This is a genomic window from Streptomyces sp. CLV115 (assembly GCF_038448545.1).
Taxonomy (GTDB): domain Bacteria; phylum Actinomycetota; class Actinomycetes; order Streptomycetales; family Streptomycetaceae; genus Streptomyces; species Streptomyces sanglieri.
On the sequence record NZ_JBCEWQ010000344.1, the window covers coordinates 1 to 1,600 of the forward strand.

At 74.4% G+C, this 1,600-nt stretch carries 2 protein-coding genes; both read right to left on the reverse strand.

Features of this window, described 5'->3' with window-relative positions; all coding sequences use genetic code 11:
• Window positions 1-49: 49 nt before the first annotated feature.
• Window positions 50-817 (reverse strand): ABC transporter ATP-binding protein, encoded by a 768-nt coding sequence (locus AADR41_RS42045; protein WP_342287739.1) that lies wholly within the window; start codon window positions 815-817, stop codon window positions 50-52.
• 32 nt (window positions 818-849) lie between these two features.
• On the reverse strand, window positions 850-1,600 hold a 751-nt coding region (locus AADR41_RS42050; RefSeq protein ID WP_342287741.1), incomplete at its 5' end, for a class I SAM-dependent methyltransferase.

Sequence of the window (1,600 nt, forward strand, 5' to 3'; positions counted from 1 at the left end):
GTCGGGGCCGGGGTGGGTGCCGGAGTCGGCGCCGGGCTGGGTGTCGTGCTCATCGGGTGGGCTCCTGACGGGTGGCGGCCTGGTCGACCAGGTGGAGGAATGCCTCTTCTACGGTGGCCGCGCGGGCGGCGGTACGCAGGGCGTCGGGGGTGCCGTCGGCGAGGATCTCGCCCTCGCGCATGAGGAGCAGGCGGTGGCAGCGCTCGGCCTCGTCCATGACGTGGGAGGAGACGAGGAGCGTGGTGCCGTGCTCGGCGGCGAGGCGGTGGAAGAGGTTCCACAGGTCGCGGCGGAGCACGGGGTCCAGGCCCACGGTGGGTTCGTCGAGGACCAGGAGTTCCGGGGTGCCGAGCAGGGCCACGGCGAGGGAGGCGCGGGCGAGCTGGCCACCGGAGAGGGTGCCGGCGAGCGCGTCGGCGTGGCCGGCCAGGTCGACCTCGGTGATGACGCGGGTGACGGCGGCGCGGCGGGCGTCGCGCTGTCGGCGGCCGGGCCGGAGGACCGCCGCGAAGTAGTCGAGGTTCTGCCGGACCGTCAGATCGGTGTAGACGGACGGGGCCTGGGTGACGTACCCGATGCGTGGACGGAGCGCGGGGTGGCCCGCGGGGCTGCCGAGCACGTCGAGAGCGCCGGTGACCTTGGCCTGGGTGCCCACGACGGCCCGCATCAGGGTCGATTTCCCGCAGCCGGAGGGGCCCAGGAGGCCGGTGATCCTGCCGGGTTCGACGGTGAAGTCGATGGCGCGCAGGACGGTGCGATCGCCTCGTACGACCGTGAGGCCGCGGGCCTCGATGGCAGCACCGGGATAATTCATCATGTGATGAATACTCATCCCGGGGTGTCGGTCCGTCAAGGGGCGGGCTGTGGCGCGCCGGGGCTCACGGCCACGCTCAGCTCGACCGCGTAGCTCTCCTCGACCGTGCCGTCCGGGAAGAGTTCCGCGAGCCGGGCGCGCTCCTCGGCGAGGAAGCGTTGCGCGGGTTCCGCGCCGAGGACGAGGAAGGCGGAGTGGCTGCCCAGGTTGGCGAGGTGGGTGTCGAGGGGCACCCGCCGGGTCCAGGGCAGCCGGCGGTGCGTGAATCCGAGCCCGGACGGGAGGTCGCGGGAGCGGACGGGCGAGCCGTGGGCGGAGTCACCGGCGCCGAAGAAGCGGCGGAGGCGGGCGTCCTGCTCGTCGATCCAGGGGACGGAGTGGTCGGAGACGTTCCACCAGAGGGCGAGGGCGCCGCCGGGGCGGAGGACGCGCAGTGCCTCGGCGGTGGCGAGGGCCCGGTCCGTCCAGTGCCAGGACTGGGCGTATGTGATCAGGTCGGCGGATGCGGTGGCGAGCGGGAGGCGGTTGCCGTCGCCGCGTACGACGGGCAGTGCGGGGAGCGAGCGGTGGAGCTCCTCCGCCATGCCGGCGCCCGGTTCCACGGCGGTGACCAGGGCGCCCCGCTCGTGGAGGAGCCGGGTGGAGATGCCCGTGCCGGCGCCCACGTCGACGGTGCGGGCGCCGCGCAGGGGGCGGTGGGCCAGTTCCTCGACCGCGTCGAAGAGCGCGGGCGGGTAGCCGGGGCGGGCTGCGGCGTACTGGGCTGCCGCGCGGTCGAAGGAGAGC